The following is a 17,863-nucleotide window of genomic DNA, read 5'->3' as shown; positions in this document are numbered from 1 at the left end:
TCAGACTCCTCGGTCACGGGGGTAGCGGTCGTCCGCCTTGGCGTCGCCGTCGCGTTCGTAGTCCTCGGGGTCCGCGCCCAGCACGTCGTTCCACAGGTTTCCGGAGGCGTCGCGGCCCCGGGCCTGGCGGGCCCGGTCGGCGCGGAGCCGGTCGCGGAGCCGGCGGCGCTCCACCCGGTAGCGTTCGCGCTCCTCGGCGGTGGGCTCGGCTCCCGACCGGAACTGCTCGCGCAGTTGGGCGCGTTCGCCGAGCACTTCGGCGCGCAGCACGATGCGCCGGTCCTCCAGGTCGTCATGGACCTCGTCGGTGCCGGTGATCTGGTGGCTGCGGTAGGCCATGGCCAGCAGGAACGCGGTGGTGGCCAGGGTGATGACGATGGCGGTCAGGGCGATGGCCTGCGGCAGCGGGTCGGTGACCCGGCTCAGCGACACCCCGTACAGCAGGGGTGCGGCGCCGGCCCGGCCGGTGGAGGAGAGCACCAGCAGGTTGATGCCGTTGCTGAGGACGACGGCGCCGAGCAGGATGCGGGTCAGCGGGCGGGTGAGCATGAGGATGCCGCCGACGGCGCAGAGCACCACCGCGGTGGCGATGAGCGAGGCGCTGACGATCATCGCAGGGGCCCTCCCGCCTCGGGGCCGCCCTCGGGTGTGAGGACGCCCGCCGCCCGTTCGATCTGCCGGTCGACCTTGGCGCCGAGGGCCCGCACGATGTCCAGGACGACGCCGAGGACCAGGAGGTAGACGCCGAAGTCGAAGAGGACCGAGGTGCTCAGGTGGTAGTCGCCGAAGACCGGCAGATGTCCGTGGTACGTGAACGCGTGCAGGACGGTGCCTTCCGCGAGTCCGAGGAGTCCGACCCCGGTGGAGATGAAGAGGCCGAGGCCGGTGAAGAGTCCGGGTTGCAGGGGGGCCGCCTCGGCGAGTTCGAAGCGGCCGCCCGCCAGATAGCGGGTGATCAGGGCGACGCCGGCGACGAGTCCGGCGACGAAGCCGCCGCCGGGCAGGGACTCGGCGCAGAACAGCAGATAGACCGAGAGCACCAGGATCGGGTGGAACAGCAGCCGGGCCACCACTTCGAAGACGATCGAGCGGTGCTCGGGGGCGAGCGTGGCCCCGGCGGCCAGCCAGCTGCGTTCGGGGGCCGCGTCGTCGCCCAGCGGCAGCCTGGAGGAGTGGTGCGCCGACAGGGACCAGGCGGTGCGGCCCCGCAGCTCCTCCTGGGCCATGGAGCCCTCGCTGCGGCGGTGCAGGTAGATGAGGCTGGTGACGCCGACGGCGGCGGCGGCGAGCACGGCGGACTCCCCCATCGTGTCCCAGGCGCGCAGGTCGACGAGGATGGTCGCGACGACGTCCTTGTACCCGTGGTCGGCGACCTCCTGGACCATGGCGGCGCCGGCCGGTTCGGCGGTGCGCGCGGCGGCGGCGACCCACATGCCGACGCCGACGGTGGCGGCCGCCGCGAGGGCCATCGGGACACGGGTGGCGCGCCGCCAGGTGCTCACGGTCTCCTGGAAGTGGACGGGCATCCGGCGCAGCACCAGCACGAAGACGATCATCGCGACGGTCTCGACGCAGAACTGGGTGAGCGCCAGGTCGGGCGCCCCCTGGACGACGAAGAGCAGCGCGGTGCCGTAGCCGGTCAGGCCGGCCAGGACGACGGCCTTCATACGCCGTCGCACGGTCAGGCACAGCAGGGCGGCGGCGCAGGTCAGGGCGGCGACCGCGCCCTGGAGCGGGTTGTCCCAGAGCCGGGGGCGCACGGCCCCGTCCCAGGGGGTGTCGACCATGAGGACGGCGAGCTGGCCGCCGAGCATGACGAGCAGGGTGGTGGCCAGGTACACGGAGAGGGAGCCGCGCTGGATGAAGCCGGTGACCTGGAGGGCGAGACGTTCCTGCCCGAGCAGCAGATGACCGAAGACGCTGTCGGCGGTGGGCCAGGCGATCCGGCGGGAGAGCCGGGTGACCTGGGCCCGCCCGAGGAAGAGCACGGTGCCCGCACCCCAGGCGAGGGCCGACAGGAGCAGGGCGAGGCCGAATCCGTGCCAGAGGGAGAGGTGGTACGGGTCGGGGTCGGCCGGGAACGTGTCGGCGTACGCGCCCTGCAGCCGGTCGGTCCAGCCGACGCCGGGGCCGAGGGCCAGGCCGAGGACGGCGAGCAGGGCGGGCGGGGCGAGGAAGGCCCACCCGACGGAGTGGACGGGGGTGTCGGGGACGCCGCGCTTGCGGGCGAACGCGCCCCAGACGAACCGCAGGGTGTACGCGGTGGTCAGCGCGGAGCCCGCGACGACGACGCCCAGCGCCCACCGCTCGGCGGCCGACCCGTGCAGCAGCGCCTCGAACGCGGCCTCCTTCGCGGCGAAGCCGAGCAGCGGCGGCAGGGCGGCCATGGAGGCGGCGGCGAGCACGGCGACCCCGGCGACGTACGGCAGGGAGCGGCCGACCCCGGAGAGTTTGCGCAGGTCACGCGTACCGGCGGCGTGGTCGACGATGCCGGTGACGAGGAACAGCGGGGCCTTGAAGAGGGCGTGCCCGAGGATCATCGCGACGGCGGCGAGCGCGGCGTTACGGTTGCCGGTCCCGGCGAGCAGGGTGAGGAAGCCGAGCTGGCTGACGGTTCCGTAGGCGAGGACGAGCTTGAGGTCGTTCAGGCGCAGCGCCCGCCAGCCGCCGAGCAGCATGGTCGCGCCGCCGAGGACGAGGACGACGGGTTTCCAGACGGGGACGTCGGCGAAGGCGGGGGCGAGCCGGGCGACCAGATAGACCCCGGCCTTGACCATCGCGGCGGCGTGCAGATAGGCGCTGACGGGGGTCGGCGCGGCCATGGCGTTCGGCAGCCACATGGAGAACGGCCAGATCGCGGACTTCGACAGGGCCCCGCACAGCACGAGGACGACGGCGATGGACACGGCGAGCGTCGTCTCGGGCGGGTTCGCGACGATCGCGGAGATCCGGTACGTACCGGCGGCCTGACCGAGGATCAGGAAGCCGACGAGCATGGCGAGGCCGCCGAACGTGGTGACGACGAGGGCCTGGAGGGCGGAGCGGCGGCTGTGCCGGTGTTCGCTGCCGTGGCCGATCAGCAGGTAGGAGAAGACCGTGGTCAGCTCCCAGAACACATAGAGCGTGATCAGGTCGTCGGCGAGGACCAGGGCGAGCATCGCGCCCGCGAAGGCGAGGAGGTTCCCGGCGAAGCGGCCCAGCTGCGGGGTGTCGTCGGTGAAGTAGGAGGCGCAGTAGAGCAGGACGAGCGCGCCGACCCCGGCGGCGAGCAGCACCATCAGTTCGGCGAGCGCGTCCAGCCGCAGATCGAGGGTGACCCCGTAGTCCGGGATCCACTCCCAGGTCCAGGTGTCCGCGCCCCCGGAGGCGGCGGTGTTCCAGCGGGTGAACGCCCAGACGGTCGCGGCGGCCGGGGGCAGCGCGAGCACGACGAAGGCCCGTCGGCCGAGCCGGTGCACCAGAGGGCCGGCACAGGCCGCCAGCGCGAAGTGGGCGACGATGAGCGCGATCACAGCGGGGTGTCCGGTTCGGGCGACGGGGCATCCGGAAGAGAGGGCACTAAATACAGATATATCCCTCAGGCCGATTCACCCGACCGGCGCGCCGCGCACCTACCGGTCGCTGTGTCCGAGTGTCCGGCGGGTCCGGCCGCGGGGACCGGCTCAGCCGTGTCCGGCGCAGGGGCCGCTGTGGTCGCAGTACGGCGTGTTGCCGGTGGCGCCGCAGCCGCAGAGCATCACGCGGGTCTCCTGCCGGGGCCCGTGGGGCGTGGCGACTTCGAGGTCGCCGCGCAGGTGGAGCACCCCGTCGGCGCCCAGCGAGACATGGGTGGGGACGTCGGGGACCTCGTCGGGCATGCCGTCGGTGCGGTGGTACTGGAGAGCGCCGCTCGGGCAGCGGTGGATGACGTCGGCAACCTCGTCGGCGGGGGCGTTGCCGGGCTGGATCCAGGGCCTGTCGTCAAACTGCCGTCGTCGCCCGAAGGGCGGCCGGGCGGCGCATGGTGCGTGCGATCGCAAGGCGCCGGAATGGTCTCGTAGCGGAGCTACTAGGCCGTTTCGGCAACGCCGCGAGCGTGCGTGCCAGGCGTCGCCCGGCAGACGGCAGTTTGACGACAGGCCCTGGGGGCGGCGGCCGACGTCGAAGACGGTGGGCAGGCCGCGTACGCATTCGGCGGCGTGCAGGCAGCGGTGCGCGTCGAAGCCCACGACGATGCCCTCGCCGTCGTAGGACCGGGCGGCGGGGCGCGGGGGCGACTGGCTGGGCACCGCTGACTCTCCTGGGCGGCTCGGCATCCGGGCCCCTTCAGCCTCGCCCCGCCGCCCCGCCGCCGCTACTCGGGAGCCGGGGGCCTCACGGCAGGACCGCGACCCCGTCGATCTCGACCATCGCCTGCTCGTCCCAGAGCCGGGCCACCCCGATGACGGCCATCGCCGGGTAGTCGCGCCCCGCGAGCCTGCGCCAGATCCGGCCCAGCTCGGCGGCGTGGGACCGGTAGTCGGCGACGTCGGTGGCGTAGACGGTGACCCGGGCGAGGTCGGCGGGGGCGCCGCCGGCCGCGTGGAGGGCGGTGAGCAGATTGCCCAGCGCGACGGCGAACTGGTCGGGCAGGGTGGCCCCGACGACCTTGCCGTCCGGGTCGAGCGCGGTCTGTCCGGCGAGGAAGACCAGGTGCCCGCCGGTGGCGACGACCGCGTGGCTGAAGCCGGTGGGCGGGGAGAGTTCGGCCGGGTTGATCCGGTGGGACGGACTCATGCGGGCGGCTCCTGGGTCGGGGTCGGGTGCGCGGGCTCCACGAGCTCGTGCGCGGCGGCGTTCGCGTACAGCTCCTTGGCGATGATGGTGCGCTGCACCTCGCTCGCGCCCTCGTAGATGCGCGGCGCGCGGACCTCGCGGTAGAGGTGTTCGAGCAGATGGCCCCGGCTCAGGGCCCGGGCGCCGTGCAGCTGGACCGCGGCGTCGACGACGTACTGCGCGGTCTCGGTGGCGTACAGCTTGGCCATCGCCGCGCGGCGCGGCACGCCGCTCTCCCCCGCGTCGTACGCGGCGGCCGCCGCGTAGACCAGGAGGCGGGCGGCCTCGGTGCGGGTGGCCATCTCGGCGACCTGGTGCGAGACGGCCTGGAGGTCGCTCAGCGGGCCGCCGAACGCGGTGCGGTGGGCGGTGTGTTCCAGGGTCGCGTCGAGCGCGGCGCGGGCCATCCCGACGGCGAAGGCCCCGACGCTGGGCCGGAAGAGGTTGAGGGTGTTCATCGCGACCCGGAAGCCCCGGTCGGGCTCGCCGAGGACGTCGTCGGCGGTGACCGGTACGCCGTCGAACTCCAGGGTGCCGATGGGGTGCGGTGAGAGCATGTCGAGGGCGGAGCCGGTGAGTCCGGGCCGGTCGGACGGGACCAGGAAGGCGGTAATGCCCCGGGATCCCGCGCCGGGGGTGGTGCGGGCGAAGACCACGGCGAAGTCGGCCTCGGGGGCGTTGGAGATCCAGCATTTCTCGCCGGTGAGCGCCCAGCCGGCCGGGGTGTGCTCGGCGGCCAGGCTCAGGGCCGCCGCGTCCGAGCCCGCGCCCGGCTCGCTCAGCGCGAAGGCCGCGACGGCCCGCCCGGCCCGGACCTCGGGGAGCCAGCGCTCGCGGTGGGCGGGGGTGCCCGCCTGGACGATCGGGGTGGTGCCGAGGCCCTGGAGGGCGAGCGCGGTCTCGGCCTCGGTGCAGCCCCGGGCCAGGGACTCGCGCAGCAGGCACAGATCCAGCGCCCCGGAGCCGAACATCCGCTCCAGCAGGCCCAGCTCGCCCAGGGCGGCCAGCAACGGGCGGTTGACGCGCCCGGGCTCCCCCTTCTCCGCCAGTGGGCGCAGCTCCTGTGCGGCGAGGGTGCGCAGCTCTTCGCACCAGGCGGATTGTTCGGGTTCGAGGGAGAATGCCGTCATGGCGGCGCCTCTCTTGTCGCGTTGTGTCGCGTGCCGTGCCGCACGCCCTGTCGCGCTCGCGCGGCATCTCGTCGCGTGCCTCGCACGACCTGTCTTATCGCGGACCGTTGACTACCGTCACCCAAACGATACGCTCCAGAGGCGACAAGGGGGCGATCCTTCATGGAGCCGAATTCCTCGCCGAACACGCCCACAGCCGCCGCCGACGCGTCCGTGCGCGTCCCCGGCGCGCATCCCGAGCCGTCCGGGCACGCCGCGGGCGCCCACGCCGACACCTTCACGCGCGACCATCTCCCGCCGCCGGAACAGTGGCCGGAGCTCCTTCTGGAGGACCCCGCGCCGCGTTACCCCGACCGGCTGAACTGCGGACATGAACTGCTGGACCGCACCGTCGAGGAGCGGGGCGCCGACCGTCCGGCGCTGCGCTCCGGCGACGGAACCGTCTGGAGCTACGGCGAGCTGCGGGAGACGGTGGACCGCATCGCCCATGTGCTGACGGAGGACCTGGGCGTCGTGCCGGGCAACCGGGTGCTGCTGCGCGGACCGACCACGCCCTGGCTGGCCGCCTGCTGGCTCGCCGTCATGAAGGCGGGCGCGGTCGCCGTCACCGTACTGGCGCAAGCGCGCGCGAGTGAACTGACCACCATCTGCTCGCTGGCGCGGATCAGCCACGCCCTGTGCGACGCCCGGTCGGTGGCGGACCTGGCGAAGGCGGACGTGGACGGGCTGCGGGTCACCCTGTTCGGCGGGGACGGGCCCCGGGATCTCACCCGACTGGCCGCCGCGCACTCCGGTTCCGGCCCGTACCGGGCGGTGGACACCGCCGCCGACGAGGTCGCGCTCATCGCGTTCACCTCGGGGACGACCGGACGCCCCAAGGGCTGTATGCATCTGCACCGGGATCTGCTGGCCATCGCCGACACCTTCTCCCAGCACGTCCTGCGGCCCTCACCCGACGACGTGTTCGCGGGCAGCCCGCCGCTGGGTTTCACGTTCGGTCTGGGCGGGCTGCTGGTCTTCCCGCTGCGGGCCGGGGCCTCGACGCTGCTGCTGGAGCAGGCGGGTCCGCAGCAACTGCTGCCCGCGCTGGCCCGCCACCGGGTCTCGGTCCTCTTCACCGCACCGACGGCCTACCGCACGATGCTCGGCCAACTGGACGGCCACGACCTCTCCGCGCTGCGGCGTTGTGTGTCGGCCGGGGAGAACCTGCCGGCGGCGACCTGGCAGGCCTGGTACGAGGCGACGGGGCTGCGCATCATCAACGGCATCGGGGCCACCGAACTGCTGCACATCTTCATCTCGGCCGCCGACGACGCGATCCGGCCGGGCACGACGGGGGTGCCCGTGCCGGGCTGGCAGGCCCGGGTGGTGGACGAGCACGGGGACGAGCTGCCCGACGGCGAGGCGGGCCTGCTCGCCGTGCGCGGCCCGGTCGGCTGCCGCTATCTCTCCGACCCGCGGCAGACGGAGTACGTCCGGCACGGCTGGAACATGACCGGCGACACCTTCGTCCGCGAACCGGACGGCTACTTCCGCTACGTGGCCCGCGCCGACGACATGATCATCTCCTCCGGCTACAACATCGCGGGCCCCGAGGTGGAGGACGCGCTGCTGCGCCATCCGGAGGTCGCGGAGGCCGCCGTGGTGGGCCGGGCGGACGAACTGCGCGGCGAGGTCGTGGTGGCGCACGTGGTGCTGACGGAGGGCTCGGAGCAGACGGCGGACTCGCTGCGCGCCCATATGAAGGCCAATCTGGCCCCGCACAAGTGCCCGCGCGTCTTCGTCTTCCACTCCTCGCTCCCCCGTACGGCGACCGGCAAGCTCCAGCGGTTCCTGCTCCGGGACCAGCACCCCTAGGGGGCGTCTCGTAGAGTGATCACGTGGCCGAGTTGCGCACCCCCCGCTCCCTGATCATCACGCTCTACGGCGCCTACGGCCGTCCGGCGGACGGTTCGCCGTTCGCGGTGTCGGAGCTGATCCGCCTGCTGCACGCCGTGGGCGTGGACGCCCCGTCCGTACGGTCCTGCGTCTCGCGGCTGAAGCGGCGCGGGCTGCTGGTGGCCGCCCGGGCGGCGGACGGCTCGGCGGGCTACGCGCTGTCGCCGGACGCCCGGCAACTGCTCGACGACGGGGACCGGCGGATCTACCGGCATCCCGTACCGCGGCTCGCCGACGGCTGGGTGCTCGCGGTGTTCTCGGTGCCCGAGGCGGAGCGCAGCAAACGCCACCTGCTGCGCTCCCGGCTGGCCCGCCTCGGCTTCGGCACGGCCGCGCCCGGGGTGTGGATCGCCCCGGCCGGTCTGTACGAGGAGACCCGGCACACTCTGGAGCGGCTCGAACTCGCCCCGTACGTCGATCTGTTCCGAGGCGAACACCTCGGCTTCGCCGCCACCCGCGAGGCGGTGGCCCGCTGGTGGGACCTGGCGACGGTGGCGCGGCTGCACCATGACTTCCTGGAACTGCACGAGCCGGTGCTGCGGGACTGGGAGGCCTCCGGGGACACCGACGGCGAACCCCGCCCGCAGACCGCCTACCGGGACTATCTGCTGGCCCTGGACTCGTGGCGGCAACTCCCGTACGCGGACCCGGGTCTGCCACCGGAACTGCTGCCCGATGACTGGCCGGGCGGCCGGTCGGCGGAGGTGTTCGGGCGGCTGCACGAGCGGCTGCGGGACGCCGGGGAGCGGTTCGTACGGGAGTGACCTCCGTACGGACGGGAAATCCGGGTGCCCCGGCCGCCCGCCCCCGGGCAGGATGAAGCATGACCTGGACCTTCACCGACGACGTCGATGTGTTCCTCGCCTCGGCCGGCGCCTCGCTCGCCGCGCGGCCCGTCGAGCACACGGTGGCGCTTTCGGTCACCGAGCGGCTGAAGCGTTCCGGCGCACATCACTACGGTGCGGGCGATCCGGTGCTCGGCTGGTGGCGCGGGGCGGACGGGGCGGTGGCGGGGACCCTGGTGCGCACTCCGCCCCATGGGGCGCTGCTGACCGCCGTGCCCCCGGACGCGGTGGAGCCACTGGTGGCGGAACGGGGCGCGGGTCCTGACCTCGACGGCGTCAACGCGGACCGGGACACCGCCGCGCTGCTGGCCGCCCTACTGCCGGGCTACCGGACCGTGCAGGAGCAGCGGCTGTACCGGCTGGGCGCGCTCCGGCCGCCCTCCCCCGCGCCGGAGGGCCGGGCCAGGGCGGCGACGCGGGCGGACCGGGCGCTGCTGGTGGAGTGGATGCACGGATTCGCCGACGCGACCGGGCAGGCCAGGTCCTCGGCCAAGTGGCTGGTGGACGAGGGCACGGAGCGCGGGGCGTTCACCCTCTGGGAGAGCGGCGGGGCTCCGGTGGCGCTGGCGGGGCGCACCCGGATGCTCGCGGGCACGGTGCGGGTGACGTCGGTGTACACGCCTCCGGAGTTCCGTGGCCGGGGGTACGCGGCCGCCGTGACGGCCGAGGCCTCCCGGGCCGCCCTGGAGGCGGGCGCGGCGGAGGTGCTGTTGTTCGCGGACCTGGCCAACCCGACCAGCAATGGCGTGTATCCGCGCATCGGTTACGAACCGGTGGCGGACCGGGTGCAGTTGAGGAGGGGCGCGTGAGCGGGGAGCCCGTGACACCGGAGGCCGTGACGCCGGAGCCGCCGGCACCGGAGCCGCTCTGGCTGGTCGCCGCGAACGTCGTGCGGTGGCGGCGGTACGGGGACGGCGGGCAGGAACTGCGGCCGGGGACCAAGACGTACCGGGGCGGGGCGAAGGTGTACGTCGTCGACACCTACCCGGGCATGGGGCACGAGCAGGTGAGCACCATCGGGCAGGCCCGCACCACGGGCCGATGGATCACCATCGACACCGGCTCGCGCCATCTGCACACGTTCCGGGCGAAGTTGGTGTACGCGCCGACCGTGCTGCGCCGGGCCGAAGCGATCGGGGTGCGCCCGCGATCGCGGGAGGAGGCCGAGGAGCTGGCGGTCCTCCTCGAGCGGCTCGCCGCCGGGTACCGCGAGACCCACCACGGCGCGCCGCACCCGACTCCGTGCCTCTGCCACGCCTGCGTCGTCACTCCAGGGTGAGCCGGGGTTTCGGGGCGTCCGTGCGGCCGGTCGGCGGGGGCCGGCTGCCGGCGCCGTACGGGAGCGGCCAGGGCGCGCCGGGTCCGGTGTAGCCCTGTTCGGCCGCCGCGTGCAGGGTCCAGTTCGGGTCGTACAGGTGGGGGCGGGCCAGAGCGCAGAGGTCGGCGCGGCCAGCAAGCAGCAGGGAGTTGACGTCGTCCCAGGAGGAGATCGCGCCGACCGCGATGACCGGGACGTCGACCGTGTTGCGGATCCGGTCGGCGTACGGGGTCTGGTAGGAGCGGCCGTATTCGGGGCGCTCCTCGGGCACGACCTGGCCGGTGGAGACGTCGAGGGCATCGGCCCCGTGCGCGGCGAAGGCGCGGGCGATCTCCACGGCGCCCGCCGCTTCCGTGCCGCCCTCGACCCAGTCGGTGGCGGAGATCCGCACGGTCATCGGGCGTTCCCGCGGCCAGACTTCGCGGACGGCGTCGAAGACCTCCAGGGGGAACCGCAGCCGCGCCTGGAGTGATCCGCCGTAGGCGTCGGTGCGGCGGTTGGTGAGCGGGGAGAGAAAGCCGGAGAGCAAGTAGCCGTGGGCGCAGTGGAGTTCGAGGAGGTCGAAGCCGCTGCTCGCGGCGCGCCGGGCCGCCTCCACGAACTGCTCGCGTACGGCGTCCATCCCGGCCCGGTCCAGCTCCGCCGGGACCTGGTTGACGCCGGGCACGTACGGGAGCGGGGAGGCGGCCGTCAGCGGCCAGTTGCCGGTCTCCAGGGGCTGGTCGATGCCCTCCCACATCAGCTTCGTGGAGCCCTTGCGGCCGGAGTGGCCGAGCTGGACGCCGATGGCGGCGCCGGGGGCCGAGGTGTGCACGAAGTCGGTGATCCGCCGCCAGGCGGCGGCCTGTTCACCGTTCCACAGACCTGTGCAGCCGGGCGTGATGCGGCCCTCGGGGCTGACGCAGACCATCTCGGTCATGGTGAGCCCGGCGCCGCCGAGCGCCCGGGCCCCGAGGTGGACGAGGTGGAAGTCGGCGGGGAGCCCGTCGGTGGCGGAGTACATGTCCATGGGCGAGACGACGACGCGGTTGCGCAGTTCGAGGCCGCGCAGGCGCAGCGGGGTGAACATCGGCGGGGTGCCCGGCGGGCAGCCGAACTCCTCCTCGACGGCGGCGGTGAACGAGGCGTCGCGCAGCCGGAGGTTGTCGTGGGTGACCCGGCGGCTGCGGGTGAGCAGGTTGAACGCGAAGCGCCGGGGCGGCTGGTCGACGTACGTGGCCAGCTCCTCGAACCAGCGCAGGCTGGCGGCGGCCGCGCGCTGGGTGGAGGCGACGACCGGGCGGCGCTCCGCCTCGTACGCGGCCAGGGCGGTGGGCAGGTCCGGCTGTTCCTCGACGCAGGCGGCCAGCGCCAGGGCGTCCTCGACGGCGAGCTTGGTGCCGGAGCCGATGGAGAAGTGGGCGGTGTGCGCCGCGTCGCCGATGAGCACCGTGTTCCCGTGGGACCAGCGGGAGTTGGTGACCGTACGGAAGGCGAGCCAGGAGGACCTGTTGCCGCGCAGGGGGCGGCCGTCCAGGGCCTCGGTGAAGAACTTGGCGCAGCGGGCGGTGGATTCGGCCTCGTCGCAGGTGTCGAGCCCGGCGGCGCGCCACACCTCCTCGCGCATCTCGACGATGACGGTGGAGGCGTCCGCCGCGTACGGGTAGCCGTGCAACTGCATGACGCCGTACGGGGTTTCGGCGATCTCGAAGCGGAAGGCGTCGAGCGCGAAGTCGGCGGCGAGCCAGATGTAGCGGTTGCCGTGTTCGGTGAGGGACGGGCCGAAGGCTTCGGGGTGCGCCCGGCGGGTGGCGCTGTGCACGCCGTCGGCGGCGATGACCAGGTCGTGGTGGGCGGCGAGCTCGGCGGCGGGCGGGGCCGGGCTGCGGAAGCGGAGGTCGACGCCGAGGCCGGTGCAGCGCTCGTGCAGGATCTCCAGGAGCCGGCGGCGGCCGAGGGCGGCGAAGCCGTGACCGCCGGAGGTGTGGGTGCGGCCCCGGTGGACGATGTCGATGGTGTCCCAGCGGACGAATGCGCGGCTGAGCGCCCGGTACACCTCGGGGTCGGCGTGTTCGATGCCGCCGAGGGTCTCGTCGGAGAGGACGACGCCGAAGCCGAAGGTGTCGTCGGGGGCGTTGCGCTCGAAGACGGTGACCTCGCGGTCCTGGTCGAGCCGTTTGAGGAGGGCCGCGGCGTAGAGCCCGCCGGGGCCGCCGCCGATGACCGCGATCCGCCGCACGGATGACCCGCCGCCCGCCACGGCTACTTCCCCTGCCATTTCGGCGGCCGCTTCTCGGTGAAGGCGGCGTGGAACTCGGCGTAGTCCTCGCCGTGCATCAGGAGGGCCTGGGTGTTGGCGTCCAGCTCGACGGAGGCGGCCAGCGGCATGTCCAGTTCGGCGGTGAGCAGGGCCTTGGTCTGGGCGAGGGCGAGGGCGGGGCCGTCGGCGAGGCGGCGGGCCAGCTCGGCGGCCCGTTCGTCGGCCTTCCCCTCCTCGGCCAGCTCGCTGATCAGGCCGATCCGCTCCGCCTCGGGGGCACGGACGGTGTCCCCGAGCATCAGGAGCCGGGTGGCGTGGCCGAGGCCGACGACCCGGGGCAGCAGGTAGGCCGCTCCCATGTCGCCGCCGGAGAGGCCGACCCGGGTGAAGAGGAACGCGAAGCGGGCCGACGGGTCGGCGACCCGGAAGTCCGCGGCCAGGGCCAGCACGGCACCGGCTCCGGCGGCGACACCGTGGAGGGCGGCGACGACGGGGAAGGGGCACTCCCGCAGGGCCCGGACGACCTGCCCGGTCATCCGGTTGAAGTCGAGGAGCTGGGCGGTGTCCATGGCCAGGGTGGCGCCGATGATCTCGTCGACGTCACCGCCGGAGCAGAAGCCGCGCCCCTCACCGGCGAGGACGAGAGCGCGGACGGAGCGTTCCCGGGAGAGCTCGGCGAGGAGGTCGCGCAGATCCGCGTAGGCGCCGAAGGTGAGTGCGTTGAGTTTTTCGGGACGGGCGAATGTGACGGTTGCCACACCGTCGTCCCGGGTCAGCCGTAGATGACGCCATTCCTCGGCGCTCGGGGCCGAGCTGGGAAACGGGCTCATGGAGGGGTCCCCTTCAGCGATCGGGCTGGTGCCGGCCGTGCGCGGGTCGCGTTCCGCCTCCGAAGTTATCACCCTTACGTGACTGCCGTCACGAGGTCGCAATACAGCATCCATGAGACCGTTGTGGCGAAAGTCCCCTTTGCTCCGGCCGACCGCCTCTATGGCTGGACCGGAGCGGTTCGTAAGGTTGAAACCAGGAAGTCCCGACACGAGTACGACGTGAACCCCGGATGTCGAGACCTCCCGCTTCGAGGAAGACCCGCTCCCGAACGGAAACCCTGCCGTGCCGCCCGATGTCCCCGTCCCCGCTTCCTGGCGCATCGCCCTGCCGCACTCCACCGCGGCCGTGCCGATCGCCCGCGCACTCATCCGTACGGCGCTGTCGGACATCGACGCCCCGGCCGACAGCGACACCGCCGAGCTGCTGACCGCCGAGCTGGTGGCCAACGCGGTCGAGCACACGCTGGGCGGTGAGCCCATCGAGCTGGTCGTGGAGCTGCTGCCCACCGGCTGCCAGGTCGAGGTGCACGACCGCGACCCCGCCCCGCCGGGCGACCTGTCCCGGCCGCAGCCGGGCTGTGAGGTCGATCCCTGGCAGGAGCACGGCCGCGGCCTGCTGCTGATCCGGACCCTCAGCTCCGCATGCGGTCACCGCACCACGGAGCACGGCAAGGCCGTCTGGTTCACGCTTCCGGCGATACCGGCGCAGCCGGGTCCGTCCCCGGGGAGCTGACCAGCCGGGAGCGCTTGCGGCCGTAGCCGGCGTACAGGAGCGAGCCGACGGCCAGGAAGACCGCGAACTGGACCCAGGTCGTCCAGCCGGTCCCGTACATCAGATACAGGCAGAAGACGACGCCCAGCAGCGGGCTGACCGGATAGAGCGGCACCCGGAAGGTCCGCTGCAGCTCGGGGTTGCGGCGGCGGAGCACCATCACCGCGATGTTGACGGCGACCATCGTGGCGAGCGTGCCGATGGTCGTCAGGTTCACGACGACGTCGAGCGACACGAAGGCGGCCGGGACCGCGAAGACGCAGGCGACGATCCAGGTGTTGGCAACTGGGGTGTGGGTCTTGGGCGAGACCCGCTCGAAGACGCGCGGGATGAGCCCGTCGCGGGACATCGACATCAGGATGCGGGTCTGTCCGTACATCACGGCGAGCACCACCGAGGCGATGGCGACGACCGCGCCGAAGGCGATGATGCCGCCGCCGACCGTGGAGTCGGTGACCTGATTGACGGCGATCGAGAGGGCCGCGCTCTTGTTCGCGACGTCGTCCGAGCCGATCGCGCCGATGGCCGAGAGCGCCACCGCGCAGTAGAGCAGGGTGACGACGCCGATGCAGATCAGGATGGCGATCGGGATGTTCCGCCGGGGGTTCTTGACCTCTTCGCCGGCGGTGGTGATGGCGTCGAAGCCGATGTAGGAGAAGAACGCGAGCGACGCACCGGCGGTGATTCCGCCGAGCCCGTGGGTCGCGAACGGCATGAGGTTGTCGTCCTGGAACGCGCTGAACGCCACGGCGCAGAACGCGACCAGGATGCCGATCTTGAGGACGGCCATCGCGGCGGTGGCGGTGGCGCTCTCACGGACGCCGCGTACCAGCAGGGTGGCGGCCATGGCGATCACGACGACGGCGGGCAGGTTGATCACGCCGCCGTCGCCGGGCCCGGAGGACAGGGCCTCGGGGAGTTCCCAGCCGATCACGCTGTTCAGCAGCTCGTTGACGTACTGGCTCCAGCCCACCGCGACGGCGGAGACCGAGACGCCGTATTCCAGCAGCAGGCACCAGCCGACGAGGAAGGCGGTGCGCTCGCCGAGCGCGGCGTACGCGAAGGAGTACGAGCTTCCGGAGACCGGGATGGCGCTGCCCAGCTCCGCGAAGGACAGGGCGGTGAAGATGCAGGTGATCGCCGCGAGGACGAACGACATCACGACGGCGGGGCCGGCCTCGGCGACGCTGTCGGACAGCCCGACGAAGATGCCGGTGCCGACGATCGCGCCGACCCCGAAGCAGACGAGCTGGAAGAGGCCCATCGTGCGCTTGAGGCCGTGGCCCTCCAGGTCTCCGCCGGACTCGGCGATGAGCTGATCGGGGCTCTTGCGGCGCAGGTCCCGCTCGGGGCGGCCGGGGCGCTTCGGGGTGCCGGATCGCGGCAGACCGGTGCTCATGGGGGACGTTCTCATCTCTGGTGGTGCAGTGGGGGGACGGCCCCGTGCGCCGACGCGCGGCGGCACAGGTAAGGGGCTCGGGCCCCGCAGGGGGTCTCCCTCGGGTCCGAACCCCACCAAGAGGCGACATCGTAGCCACCACCACGCATGTTCACCCAATCGGGTGTATGAGCATGCGAACCCCTGCCCCGTATGCGTACGCGCGACGCGTACCGGCGGGGCTACTTCCCGGCCAGCGTGGCCACCAGGACGGCCTTGATCGTGTGCATCCGGTTCTCCGCCTGGTCGAAGACGACCGAGTGCGCGGACTCGAAGACCTCGTCGCTGACCTCCAGCTCGGTCAGCCCGTACCGGGCGTGGATGTCCCGGCCGACCTGGGTGCCGAGGTCGTGGAAGGCGGGCAGGCAGTGCAGGAACTTCACGTCCGGGTTGCCGGTGGCCCGCAGGACGTCCATCGTCACGGCGTACGGCCCGAGGGCGGCGATGCGCTCGGCCCACACCTCCTTGGGCTCCCCCATCGAGACCCAGACGTCGGTGGCGACGAAGTCGGCGCCCCGCACACCTTCGGCGACGTCGTCGGTGAGGGTGATCGTCGCGCCGCTGACCTCGGCGAGCTCCCGGGCCCGCGCCACGACGGCCTCGGCGGGCCAGTAGGCCTCGGGGGCGACGATCCTGACGTCCAGGCCGAGCAGGGCGCCGGTGATCAGGTAGGAGTTGCCCATGTTGAAGCGGGCGTCGCCGAGGTAGGCGAAGGCGCTCTGGGTGACGGGCCCGTTGCCGTGCTCGGTCATGGTGAGCACGTCGGCGAGCATCTGGGTGGGGTGCCAGTCGTCGGTGAGCCCGTTGAATACCGGCACCCCGCCGTACGCGGCCAGCTCCTCGACGGCCTGCTGGCTGTCGCCCCGGTACTCGATCCCGTCGAACATCCGGCCGAGCACCCGGGCGGTGTCCTTCACGGACTCCTTGTGGCCCATCTGGGAGCCCGAGGGGTCGAGGTAGGTGGTGGCGGCGCCCTGGTCGGCGGCGGCGACCTCGAACGCGCAGCGCGTACGGGTCGAGGTCTTCTCGAAGATCAGCGCGATGTTCTTCCCGCGCAGCCGCTGGACCTCGGCCCCGGCCTTCTTGGCCGCCTTGAGCTCGGCGGCCAGGGAGACCAGGCCGAGAAACTCCTCGGAGGTGAAGTCCAGCTCCTTGAGGAAGTGGCGGCCGGTGAGGTCTATGGCCATGATGACTGCTCCTGGGTGGGACGGGGATCGGCGCAGACGGGGATCGGCGCACTGCGCGCGGCAGAACTGGAACTCTATACGATCGACCGCATCTCTATACAGGGCTGTCGGCTCACGGTCGCCGACCTCTCATGCCACGGGGTCCCGCTCGACCGGGCAGCTCATGCAGCGCGGCCCGCCACGCCCCCGGCCCAGCTCGCTCCCCCGGATCTCGATGACCTCGATGCCCTGCTTGCGCAGATAGGTGTTGGTGGTGGCGTTGCGCTCGTACGCGACGACGACGCCGGGCTCGACCGCGAGCACGTTGCAGCCGTCGTCCCACTGCTCGCGCTCGGCCGCGTGCACGTCCTGGGTGGCGGTGAGGACCCGGACGGAGTCGAGGCCGAGGGCGGCGGCGATGGCGCGGTGCATGTGCTCGGGCGGATGGTCGGTGACCTTCAGCTCACGGGGGCCACTGCCGGGCTCGATGGTGTACGAGCGGAGCATGCCGAGACCGGCGTACTGGGTGAACGTGTCGCCGTCGACCATCGTCATCACCGTGTCCAGGTGCATGAACGCGCGGGCCTTGGGCATGTCGAGCGCCACGATCGTGCGCGCCGAACCGGCGTCGAAGAGGCCCCGGGCCAGCATCTCCACCGCCTGCGGCGTGGTGCGCTCGCTCATCCCGATCAGGACCGCGCCCTGCCCGATGACCAGGACGTCACCGCCCTCGATGGTGGAGGGGTAGTCGTTCTGCCCCTCCGACCAGGTGTGGAAGGCGCCCGCCTCCGGGCCGGTGAAGAGGGGATGGTGCCGGTAGATGGCCTCGAAGTGGACGGTCTCGCGCTGCCGGGCGGGCCAGCGCATCGCGTTGATGGAGACCCCGTCGTAGATCCACGCCGAGGTGTCCCGGGTGAAGAGGTGGTTGGGCAGCGGGCCCAGCAGGAAGTCGTCCAGGTCCATCACATGGAAGCGGACGGAGGTCGGCTCGCTGTGCCGCTCCAGGAACTCCCGCTTGGTCATGCCGCCGACCAGCGCCTCCGCCAGCTCCCGTGAGGACAACTCCTCGAAGGCGGCCCGCAGATGCTCGGTGGCGAGCGGGCCGTACTCCTTCTCGTCGAAGACCCGGTCCAGCACCAGCCGCCGGGCGACCGGGATGTCGAGGGACTCGCGCAGGAGATCACCGAAGAGGTGCACGGCGACCCCCCGGTCGCGCAGCACGTCGGCGAACCCGTCGTGCTCCTCCCGGGCGCGGCGCACCCACAGGACATCGTCGAACAGGAGCGCGTCCTTGTTCCTGGGGGTGAGCCGCTTCAGCTCCAGATCGGGGCGGTGCAGTATGACGCGGCGCAGCCGCCCGGCTTCGGAGTCGACATGGAATCCCATGCCTTCA

15 protein-coding genes are annotated in these 17,863 nt (G+C 72.7%); 5 read left to right on the top strand and 10 right to left on the bottom strand.

The window, feature by feature from the left end; translation table 11 throughout:
- The 5 genes from ACIQPT_RS02805 to ACIQPT_RS02785 all read right to left on the bottom strand — a co-directional run bounded on the left by ACIQPT_RS02805 (position 1) and on the right by ACIQPT_RS02785 (position 5,924).
- Complete coding sequence (locus tag ACIQPT_RS02805) at positions 1-612, bottom strand: Na(+)/H(+) antiporter subunit C (RefSeq protein ID WP_401151950.1); 612 nt, start codon at positions 610-612, stop codon at positions 1-3.
- Positions 609-3,512, bottom strand: coding sequence for a Na+/H+ antiporter subunit A (locus ACIQPT_RS02800; RefSeq protein ID WP_401151947.1), 2,904 nt, complete (start codon positions 3,510-3,512; stop codon positions 609-611). Before ACIQPT_RS02800 ends, ACIQPT_RS02805 begins: the two co-directional genes overlap by 4 nt.
- Positions 3,513-3,662: 150 nt before the next feature.
- Positions 3,663-4,268 carry a (4Fe-4S)-binding protein gene (locus ACIQPT_RS02795; protein ID WP_401151944.1) on the bottom strand — a complete coding sequence of 202 codons (606 nt, stop codon included), beginning with the start codon at positions 4,266-4,268 and terminating at the stop codon, positions 3,663-3,665.
- An 85-nt stretch (positions 4,269-4,353) separates the two neighbouring features.
- Entirely contained in the window at positions 4,354-4,755 is a 402-nt protein-coding gene (locus ACIQPT_RS02790) for a RidA family protein (RefSeq protein ID WP_030577659.1), read from the bottom strand.
- Positions 4,752-5,924 (bottom strand): acyl-CoA dehydrogenase family protein, encoded by a 1,173-nt coding sequence (locus ACIQPT_RS02785; RefSeq protein ID WP_401151941.1) that lies wholly within the window; start codon positions 5,922-5,924, stop codon positions 4,752-4,754. The genes ACIQPT_RS02790 and ACIQPT_RS02785 overlap by 4 nt, the downstream gene beginning before the upstream one ends.
- Positions 5,925-6,086: 162 nt before the next feature.
- Here ACIQPT_RS02785 and ACIQPT_RS02780 point away from each other — a divergent pair, with 162 nt between their 5' ends.
- The 4 genes from ACIQPT_RS02780 to ACIQPT_RS02765 are packed head-to-tail and all read left to right on the top strand — an operon-like array spanning position 6,087 to position 9,986.
- Positions 6,087-7,781 (top strand): AMP-binding protein, encoded by a 1,695-nt coding sequence (locus tag ACIQPT_RS02780; RefSeq protein ID WP_401151938.1) that lies wholly within the window; start codon positions 6,087-6,089, stop codon positions 7,779-7,781.
- 23 nt (positions 7,782-7,804) lie between these two features.
- Positions 7,805-8,626 carry a PaaX family transcriptional regulator C-terminal domain-containing protein gene (locus ACIQPT_RS02775; RefSeq protein ID WP_401151935.1) on the top strand — a complete coding sequence of 274 codons (822 nt, stop codon included), beginning with the start codon at positions 7,805-7,807 and terminating at the stop codon, positions 8,624-8,626.
- A gap of 59 nt (positions 8,627-8,685) precedes the next feature.
- Positions 8,686-9,516 (top strand): GNAT family N-acetyltransferase, encoded by an 831-nt coding sequence (locus ACIQPT_RS02770; RefSeq protein ID WP_401151932.1) that lies wholly within the window; start codon positions 8,686-8,688, stop codon positions 9,514-9,516.
- Positions 9,513-9,986, top strand: coding sequence for a hypothetical protein (locus ACIQPT_RS02765; protein WP_401151929.1), 474 nt, complete (start codon positions 9,513-9,515; stop codon positions 9,984-9,986). Before ACIQPT_RS02770 ends, ACIQPT_RS02765 begins: the two co-directional genes overlap by 4 nt.
- Here ACIQPT_RS02765 and ACIQPT_RS02760 read toward each other — a convergent pair.
- Together ACIQPT_RS02760 and ACIQPT_RS02755 are read right to left on the bottom strand one after the other, a co-directional pair.
- Complete coding sequence (locus ACIQPT_RS02760) at positions 9,973-12,282, bottom strand: bifunctional salicylyl-CoA 5-hydroxylase/oxidoreductase (RefSeq protein WP_401151927.1); 2,310 nt, start codon at positions 12,280-12,282, stop codon at positions 9,973-9,975. The two genes, ACIQPT_RS02765 and ACIQPT_RS02760, sit on opposite strands and share 14 nt — an antisense overlap.
- Entirely contained in the window at positions 12,267-13,094 is an 828-nt protein-coding gene (locus ACIQPT_RS02755) for an enoyl-CoA hydratase family protein (RefSeq protein WP_401151924.1), read from the bottom strand. The genes ACIQPT_RS02760 and ACIQPT_RS02755 overlap by 16 nt, the downstream gene beginning before the upstream one ends.
- Positions 13,095-13,377: 283 nt before the next feature.
- Here ACIQPT_RS02755 and ACIQPT_RS02750 point away from each other — a divergent pair, with 283 nt between their 5' ends.
- On the top strand, positions 13,378-13,827 hold the full coding sequence (locus ACIQPT_RS02750) for an ATP-binding protein (protein ID WP_097867015.1): 450 nt from the start codon (positions 13,378-13,380) through the stop codon (positions 13,825-13,827).
- Here ACIQPT_RS02750 and ACIQPT_RS02745 read toward each other — a convergent pair.
- The 3 genes from ACIQPT_RS02745 to ACIQPT_RS02735 form a co-directional block, all read right to left on the bottom strand.
- Positions 13,778-15,265: an amino acid permease gene (locus tag ACIQPT_RS02745; protein ID WP_401151920.1), complete on the bottom strand. Its 1,488-nt coding sequence runs from the start codon at positions 15,263-15,265 to the stop codon at positions 13,778-13,780. The two genes, ACIQPT_RS02750 and ACIQPT_RS02745, sit on opposite strands and share 50 nt — an antisense overlap.
- 221 nt (positions 15,266-15,486) lie before the next feature.
- Entirely contained in the window at positions 15,487-16,491 is a 1,005-nt protein-coding gene (argF, locus tag ACIQPT_RS02740; RefSeq protein WP_401151917.1) for an ornithine carbamoyltransferase, read from the bottom strand.
- Between the two features lie 129 nt (positions 16,492-16,620).
- The gene (locus tag ACIQPT_RS02735) at positions 16,621-17,856 is read right to left on the bottom strand and encodes an arginine deiminase (protein ID WP_401151914.1); all 1,236 of its coding nucleotides are present in this window, start codon (positions 17,854-17,856) and stop codon (positions 16,621-16,623) included.
- Positions 17,857-17,863: the final 7 nt, after the last annotated feature.

Origin of the sequence: Streptomyces sp. NPDC091289 (genome assembly GCF_044757365.1) — a bacterium.
Taxonomy (GTDB): domain Bacteria; phylum Actinomycetota; class Actinomycetes; order Streptomycetales; family Streptomycetaceae; genus Streptomyces.
This window is presented reverse-complemented; position numbering and strand designations above follow the sequence as displayed.

What these genes read in the sequence shown, in the direction of transcription:
- ACIQPT_RS02805 (WP_401151950.1), bottom strand. Translation starts at nt 612, where the DNA reads ATGATCGTCAGCGCCTCGCTCATCGCCACCGCGGTGGTGCTCTGCGCC.
- ACIQPT_RS02790 (WP_030577659.1), bottom strand. Translation starts at nt 4,755, where the DNA reads ATGAGTCCGTCCCACCGGATCAACCCGGCCGAACTCTCCCCGCCCACC.
- ACIQPT_RS02785 (WP_401151941.1), bottom strand. Translation starts at nt 5,924, where the DNA reads ATGACGGCATTCTCCCTCGAACCCGAACAATCCGCCTGGTGCGAAGAG.
- ACIQPT_RS02780 (WP_401151938.1), top strand. Translation starts at nt 6,087, where the DNA reads ATGGAGCCGAATTCCTCGCCGAACACGCCCACAGCCGCCGCCGACGCG.
- ACIQPT_RS02770 (WP_401151932.1), top strand. Translation starts at nt 8,686, where the DNA reads ATGACCTGGACCTTCACCGACGACGTCGATGTGTTCCTCGCCTCGGCC.
- ACIQPT_RS02760 (WP_401151927.1), bottom strand. Translation starts at nt 12,282, where the DNA reads ATGGCAGGGGAAGTAGCCGTGGCGGGCGGCGGGTCATCCGTGCGGCGG.
- ACIQPT_RS02755 (WP_401151924.1), bottom strand. Translation starts at nt 13,094, where the DNA reads ATGAGCCCGTTTCCCAGCTCGGCCCCGAGCGCCGAGGAATGGCGTCAT.
- ACIQPT_RS02745 (WP_401151920.1), bottom strand. Translation starts at nt 15,265, where the DNA reads ATGAGCACCGGTCTGCCGCGATCCGGCACCCCGAAGCGCCCCGGCCGC.
- argF (WP_401151917.1), bottom strand. Translation starts at nt 16,491, where the DNA reads ATGGCCATAGACCTCACCGGCCGCCACTTCCTCAAGGAGCTGGACTTC.
- ACIQPT_RS02735 (WP_401151914.1), bottom strand. Translation starts at nt 17,856, where the DNA reads ATGGGATTCCATGTCGACTCCGAAGCCGGGCGGCTGCGCCGCGTCATA.